Annotated in this window: 7 protein-coding genes; 4 read left to right on the top strand and 3 right to left on the bottom strand. The window is 65.5% G+C overall.

The features are described 5' to 3' along the window. Nucleotides 1–87, bottom strand: an 87-nt coding sequence (locus ACX9NE_RS25810) for a PPE domain-containing protein (protein WP_459370845.1), incomplete at its 3' end; no start/stop codon positions are given. A 94-nt stretch (nucleotides 88–181) separates the two neighbouring features. Next, complete coding sequence (locus ACX9NE_RS25805; protein WP_459364452.1) at nucleotides 182–1,804, bottom strand: DHA2 family efflux MFS transporter permease subunit; 1,623 nt, start codon at nucleotides 1,802–1,804, stop codon at nucleotides 182–184. Between the two features lie 125 nt (nucleotides 1,805–1,929). Between ACX9NE_RS25805 and ACX9NE_RS25800 the strand changes: the two genes are divergently transcribed. Together ACX9NE_RS25800 and ACX9NE_RS25795 are read left to right on the top strand one after the other, a co-directional pair. Further along, entirely contained in the window at nucleotides 1,930–2,634 is a 705-nt protein-coding gene (locus ACX9NE_RS25800) for a DUF2334 domain-containing protein (protein ID WP_459364453.1), read from the top strand. Between the two features lie 45 nt (nucleotides 2,635–2,679). Continuing rightward, complete coding sequence (locus ACX9NE_RS25795; protein ID WP_459364454.1) at nucleotides 2,680–4,353, top strand: FAD-binding dehydrogenase; 1,674 nt, start codon at nucleotides 2,680–2,682, stop codon at nucleotides 4,351–4,353. Nucleotides 4,354–4,446: 93 nt separating this feature from the next. Here the strand turns inward: ACX9NE_RS25795 and ACX9NE_RS25790 are convergent, their stop codons facing one another. Then, nucleotides 4,447–5,085: an MBL fold metallo-hydrolase gene (locus tag ACX9NE_RS25790; protein WP_459364455.1), complete on the bottom strand. Its 639-nt coding sequence runs from the start codon at nucleotides 5,083–5,085 to the stop codon at nucleotides 4,447–4,449. On the opposite strand from ACX9NE_RS25790, the gene ACX9NE_RS25785 reads away from it, so the two are divergent. Beyond that, nucleotides 5,062–5,790, top strand: coding sequence for an ATPase (locus tag ACX9NE_RS25785; RefSeq protein WP_459364456.1), 729 nt, complete (start codon nucleotides 5,062–5,064; stop codon nucleotides 5,788–5,790). The genes ACX9NE_RS25790 and ACX9NE_RS25785 overlap by 24 nt on opposite strands. Nucleotides 5,791–5,810: 20 nt before the next feature. Next, on the top strand, nucleotides 5,811–6,560 hold the full coding sequence (locus ACX9NE_RS25780; protein WP_459364457.1) for an LLM class flavin-dependent oxidoreductase: 750 nt from the start codon (nucleotides 5,811–5,813) through the stop codon (nucleotides 6,558–6,560). Nucleotides 6,561–6,614: the final 54 nt, after the last annotated feature.

Raw genomic sequence — 6,614 nt, 5'->3', positions numbered from 1 at the left:
CAGATCGTCCCAGGTAGCGGCTGAGGTCAGTAGCGGTCCCGCGCCGGCACCTGACAGCATCAGCGCCGAACTGACCTCGGGCGCCATGAATAAGTACTGCACAGCGATGACTTCCCTTGATCGGTTGGTTGAGAACACGCAAAGAGTAAGTCCACCGCTGATTGACGAGGGACGAGATTCGCTAATTGGAATCGATTTCAACGTGATGCACAGCCGGCCTTCGGGGCAGGAATGCCGCCGGGATGAGCGTCGTCGCCACCAATGCAACCGCAAGGACCAGCACCACGGTGTAGGCATGCGACAGGTCATGCAGCAGGTTGGCGGTGAAGTCGGGTCCCAGTGTTCGCTGCGCCGTCGCCGACGGGTCCATCGGCACCCCGTGCCGCGCGGCTTCCTCGCGGTGGCGTGCGAGTTCGGTTGCCGCGGATATGTTCTCGCTACGGTTGAACTGGCTGGTCAGCACCATCGACATCAGCGCGGTTCCGATCGAGCCGCCCACCTGGAAGTTGACGCTGATCAACGTCGAACCGCGAGCGATTTCGTGAGGGGTCAGTGTCTGCACCGAAGCTCCGGACAGCGGCATCATGGTGCAGCCCATGCCCATGCCCGTGACGGCCAGTCCGATCAGCAGAACAGGTGCGTACTCGAGCTGCCGGGCGACACCGAAGGTGAACAACCCCAATCCCACCGTGATGAGCAAGATGCCGAGCAGCACGCTCTTCCCGGGGCCCTTTCTGTCCATGAAGACGCCGGCCCACGGCATGGTCAGCATGGCGCCGAATCCCTGGGGGGCCAAGTGCAACCCGGACTGCATCGGGGTCTGATGCAGCACCTGTTGTAGATAACTCGGCAGCAGCAACATGGAACCGAAGAAGGCGATCGAGAAGATGAATGCCGTCACGTTGGCGTGCGTGACCGATGGGATCTTGAACAGCCGCAGGTCGATGAGCGGGTGATCCGTCCGGTGCCATGCATGTACGACGAAGGCTGCGATCAGCATCAGGCCGATGATCACCGGTATCAGCACATGGCGGTCGGCCAGCGTTCCCCGGCCCGGGATGGAAGACACCCCAAAGAGGAAGGTGGCAAGGCCGGGCGACAGCAACAGCACGCCGACAGCGTCGAAGGTCTCCGAGGGGGCGGGTTCGTCGCGCGGAAAGACGAACTGGGCAAGCAAGAACGCGCACAAACCGATCGGCAGGTTGATCAGGAAGATCCACGGCCAGCTGAAGGCGTTGATCAGCCAGCCGCCCAGAATCGGACCTCCGATCGGCCCGAGCAGCATCGGGATGCCCAGCACCGACATCAGCCGGCCCAGTCGCTTCGGGCCCGACACCCTGGCCAGGATCGTGAATCCCAGCGGCATCAGCATGCCGCCGCACATCCCCTGGACCGCCCGGAATACGTTGAGCAGCAGAATGCTCGGTGCGATCGCGCACAGCAGCGAGCCGACCATGAACGCCACCACCGAACCCATCCACAGTCGTTTCGTCCCGAAGCGGTCGGCCGCCCAACCGGCCAACGGGATTACGGTGGCCAACGCCAGGGTGTAGCCGGTCATGGTCCAGCCCACGACGCTCTGTGTCGTCTCGAATTGCACGATGAAGGTGCGTTGCGCGACGCTGACGACGGTGGTGTCCACTGACATCATCACCGAGGCCAGGATGCACACCCCGGCGACACGGAGCGTTGCGGCATCGAGCCTGTCGGGATAGTCGGGGCTGGCAGACTTTCCCGGCGAGGTTGTGGGCAGCGCGGCATCGGCCGCTGCAGGTGACGCCTTTTCCATGGCGTTGCTGAGCATATCTAACCGATTGAGACCGCCGCCTCAAGGGGTGGGGCCTATTCGACCTGATCAGGGGCCGGATATACGTCTGCTGTCCGTGTGTCCTTCACCGACTCGAAACCTGTGGTCGGCAAACTGCGAGTGTGTCTGGAAAACTGATCGTCTCGGTTTCGGGGATCGGCGAGCAAACGCTGGCCGACGTCTCTGATTTCTGCGCGCAGATGGACGCCCGTTCGGTCCCGGTGTCGCTGCTCGCGGCGCCGCGTCTGAACAATGACTATCGGCTCGACCGCGACCCGCGCACGGTGGACTGGCTGACCGAGCGGCGCGCCCGAGGGGACGCTCTGGTCCTGCACGGCTACGACGAAGCCGCCACCAAGAAGCGTCGTGGTGAGTTCGCCACACTGCACGCGCACGAGGCAAACCTGCGGATCAAGGCCGCCGACCGGGTGCTCGAGCATCTCGGCCTGCGCACCAGGTTGTTCGCCGCGCCGGGCTGGCTGGTCTCCCCGGGCGTTGTAAAGGCCTTACCGAACAACGGCTTTCGGCTGCTTGCGGACGCCTACGGAATGACCGACCTGGTCCGGCGCGACACCGTCCGGGCCCGCGTGCTCGGTATCGGCGAAGGGTATCTCGCGGAGCCGTGGTGGTGCCGCATGATCGTGCTGTCCGCTGAGCGGGTCGCGCGGCGCGGCGGCGTGGTGCGCATCGCCGTCGCCGCCCGCCACCTACGCAAGCCCGGTCCGCGGCAGGCGATGCTGGATGCCGTAGACCTGGCTCTGCTGCAGGAATGCACGCCGACGGTGTACCGATGGCGGTCGGGCAAAGCGTTGCTCGACGCCGCTTGACGCTGGGCGGGTGGGTCTCGATGGCGGGCACTACCCTGTACCCACATGAGCGACGCGAGTGCTGGTTCAGGCGACTTCACCGCTGACGCGATCGTCGTCGGAGCCGGACTGGCAGGGCTGGTGGCGGCCTGCGAGCTGGTGGACCGGGGCTTGCGGGTCCTCATCGTCGATCAGGAGAACAGCGCCAATTTCGGGGGGCAGGCCTACTGGTCGTTCGGTGGCCTGTTCTTCGTCAACAGTCCCGAGCAGCGCCGACTCGGGATCCGCGACAGCCACGAACTCGCGTTGCAGGATTGGCTGGGGACGGCCGCTTTCGACCGTCCCGAGGACTACTGGCCCGAGCATTGGGCACACGCCTACGTGGACTTCGCCGCGGGGGAGAAGCGCAGCTGGCTGCGGGCACGCGGTCTCAAGATCTTTCCGCTGGTCGGTTGGGCTGAACGTGGCGGCTATGACGCTCAGGGGCACGGCAATTCGGTGCCGAGGTTTCATGTCACCTGGGGGACCGGACCGGCGCTGGTGGAGATCTTCGCGCGGCAATTGCGGCACCGGCCGAATGTGCGCTTCGCGCACCGTCATCGGGTCGATCGTTTGATCGTCGAGGGCGACACGGTAACCGGTGTCCGCGGTACCGTGCTGGAACCCTCGGACGATCCGCGTGGCGTAACTTCTTCACGAAAAGCAGTGGGCAAGTTCGAATTTCGTGGTTCCGCGGTCTTGGTATCCAGCGGCGGGATCGGCGGTAACCATGATCTGGTGCGTAAGAACTGGCCGCGGCGGATGGGCCGGCCGCCCAGGCAGCTGCTCAGCGGAGTGCCGGCCCACGTCGACGGCAGGATGATCGGGATTGCGCAGAGGGCGGGCGCGCGGGTGATCAACCCCGACCGGATGTGGCACTACACCGAGGGCATCACCAATTACGACCCGATCTGGCCACAGCACGGGATCCGGATCATCCCGGGCCCGTCGTCGTTGTGGCTGGACGGCGCGGGAAATCGGTTGCCGGTACCGCTTTTCCCCGGTTTCGACACACTGGGCACCCTGGAGTACATCGCCGCCAGCGGCTACGACTACACCTGGTTCGTGCTGAACGCCAGGATCATCGAAAAGGAGCTCGCGCTGTCTGGTCAGGAGCAGAATCCCGACCTGACCGGGCAAAGCGTCCGCCAGCTGCTGCGGGCGCGAACGCGGTCGGGCCCGCCGGGACCGGTGCAGGCGTTCATCGACCGCGGGGTGGATTTCGTCACCGCCGATTCGCTACCGGAATTGGTCGAGGCGATGAACGCCCTGCCTGATGTGGAGCCGTTAAATTACGACACCGTGGAAGCCGCGGTCACCTCGCGCGACCGTGAGGTGGCCAACAAATTCACCAAGGATGGCCAGATCACCGCGATTCGGGCTGCCCGCGGTTATCTCGGTGACCGGTTCGGCCGCGTGGTGGCGCCGCACCGGTTGGCCGACCCGAAGGCCGGTCCGCTCATTGCGGTCAAATTGCACATTCTCACGCGAAAGACGTTGGGCGGCATCGAAACCGACCTGGATTCCCGGGTGCTGAAGTCTGACGGCACTCCGGTCACCGGGCTGTACGCCGCGGGCGAGGTCGCCGGGTTCGGCGGTGGCGGGGTGCACGGCTATCGGGCTTTGGAGGGCACGTTCCTGGGCGGCTGCATCTTCTCCGGCCGCGCAGCGGGCCGCGGTATCGCCGAGGACATCACCTAGCGGACTTTCTACCGCGAGCAGACGCAGAATCGCATGATTTGATGCCAAATCGTGCGATTCTGCGTCTGCTCGCGCGGGGCAGCGCGCGTTGCCTCAGAAGGTGACTGCGCTTTCCTCCGGCAGCACTTGGAAGTCCGTGGTGGTCATTTCGGTGAGCCTGCCGTAATAGATACCCCGCGCCTCGGGTGCCACCACACCCTGATGGATCGGTACCGCCCGGACGGGAGCGACCGCGCGCAGATAGTCGACAGCCTCCGAGATCTTCATCCACGGTGCCGCGGCGGGAGTGGCCAATACGTCGACCGGTTCCTCGGGAACGAACAGCGCGTCACCGGGATGCATCAAGCGGGCACGGTGTTCGCCGTCGCCCACCAGAAACGAAATGTTCTCTATCACAGGGATTTCCGGATGAATGACCGCATGCCGTCCGCCTACGGCTCGGATGCTGAGTTGCTCGACCGTCAACTCGTCGCCGACATGCACCGACTGACACGGCTCGCCGAGCTGCGCGCTGGTCTGCGGGTCGGCATACAACGCTGCGTCGGGGTTGGCCTCCAGCAGTGCCGGAAGCCGCGACACGTCGACATGGTCGGGATGCTGGTGGGTGATCAGAATGGCCGACAGACCGGTCAATCCCTCGAAACCGTGCGCAAAGGTGCCGGGATCAAAAAGAATCTTGGTCTGACCGAACTCGGCTAGTAAACAGGAATGTCCGAAATGCGTCAGTTGCATGTCTACGATTGTGCCTTGATGGAGGCCGTGCAGCTGCGGGTGTTTCTGGCGACGATGATGGTCGCCGGCAGCTTCGTGATCGCGCTGATCGCGGCGGCGCCCGCGCAGGCGGATCCGCAGACCTGCCCGCCGGTGTGCGACCAGATCCCGAATTCCGCGTGGATCGATCGACGGTCCATTCCTCTGCACTCGGTCTACAACTGGCCGGCGCTGGCCGGTTTCGCGACCACGGTTACGGGCACCACAGCGCAGTTCAAGTTCGAGCAGGTCTGCAACACCATGGTGTTCCCGCAGGACAGCCGTACCTCCGCAGTCGCCGCGCATGCCACGGTGGCTCGCCCGGACGGTCAGTGGCAGCTGCAGGCCCAGATCGTGCACTGGCGTGGGGACACCGCCCGCGGCGGCGCTCTCGCCGCTTCGGTGTTCAGCACTGCCGTGGCCGCGCTGCGTGGGTGTCAGCTGGGAGCGCCCGCGGAGTCACCGTTGGTCACCAACGATGAACCTGCCCGGATGGCCGCCGTGATCAGCGGACCCATCATCGTGCACACCTACCTGGTAGCGCACGTGGCTAGCAGCACGATCAGCGAACTCACGTTGTGGTCGGCCGGAACCCCGCAGGTGCCCTGGCCGGTGCTCTCGGACGCCGCCGTGCTGGACGCCGTCACCGCCCCGCTCTGCGAAGCCTACATCGCCTCCTGCCCGTAGCCGAAACATGTTTTGACACAGTGAAACTCGACGTTCTGTACAGCGCGGCCCTACACCCCTGGCCGCAGCTTCGCGACCACGTGTTGCGGGCTGAGGCTGACGGCTTCGGCAGAGCGTGGGTTTTCGACCACCTGTGCGGCGCGCTGTTGTCCGGGAGCCGAATGCTGGAGTGCTTCACCCTGGCCGGTGCGCTGGCGGCCGCGACATCCTCGATCGGTATCGGCACCCTGGTGGTGAACGTGGCCAACCGGCCGGCGGGAGTGGCGGTCGCCGCGGCGGCGTCGGTGCAGGAGATCAGCGGAGGCAGGTTCGTGTTCGGCCTCGGGGCCGGCTCGGCGCCCGGCACTCGGTGGTCGCGCGAGCACGAACTGCTCGACATCCCACTGCAAGACTCCATCCAGCGGCGGCACCGGCACCTGATCGATGTGCTCGACCTGTGCGATGCCCAGTGGGACCCTGATCGCGCCGGCAAGTGGGCCGGTTTCCCGTTGCCCTCACCCCCGCCGCCGGTCCTGCTCGGGGTCAGCAGTGTTGCTCTGGCCAGGATCGCCGGTGCACGATGCGACGCGATGAACGTCGCGCTGGATCATCCTCGCATCGGTGAGTTCGTCACGGCGGCCCGCGCCGCGCGCGCAGCGTCAGCGCTGGCCGGCCGACCCTTCGAGGTCAACGCTTGGACAGCCCTGAGCGACGACGCCCTGGACCCGGACGGAGACGCGCACCGGCGCATCACCGAGCTCGGTGGCCAGGGATTGGTTCTGGTCGCATAGCTGCCGGCGAGGTCGGTAGAGTTGGCGCGGACCGTCAGATCTGAGGAGGAACGC

This window comes from Mycobacterium sp. ML4, from assembly GCF_054515735.1.
This window is presented reverse-complemented; position numbering and strand designations above follow the sequence as displayed.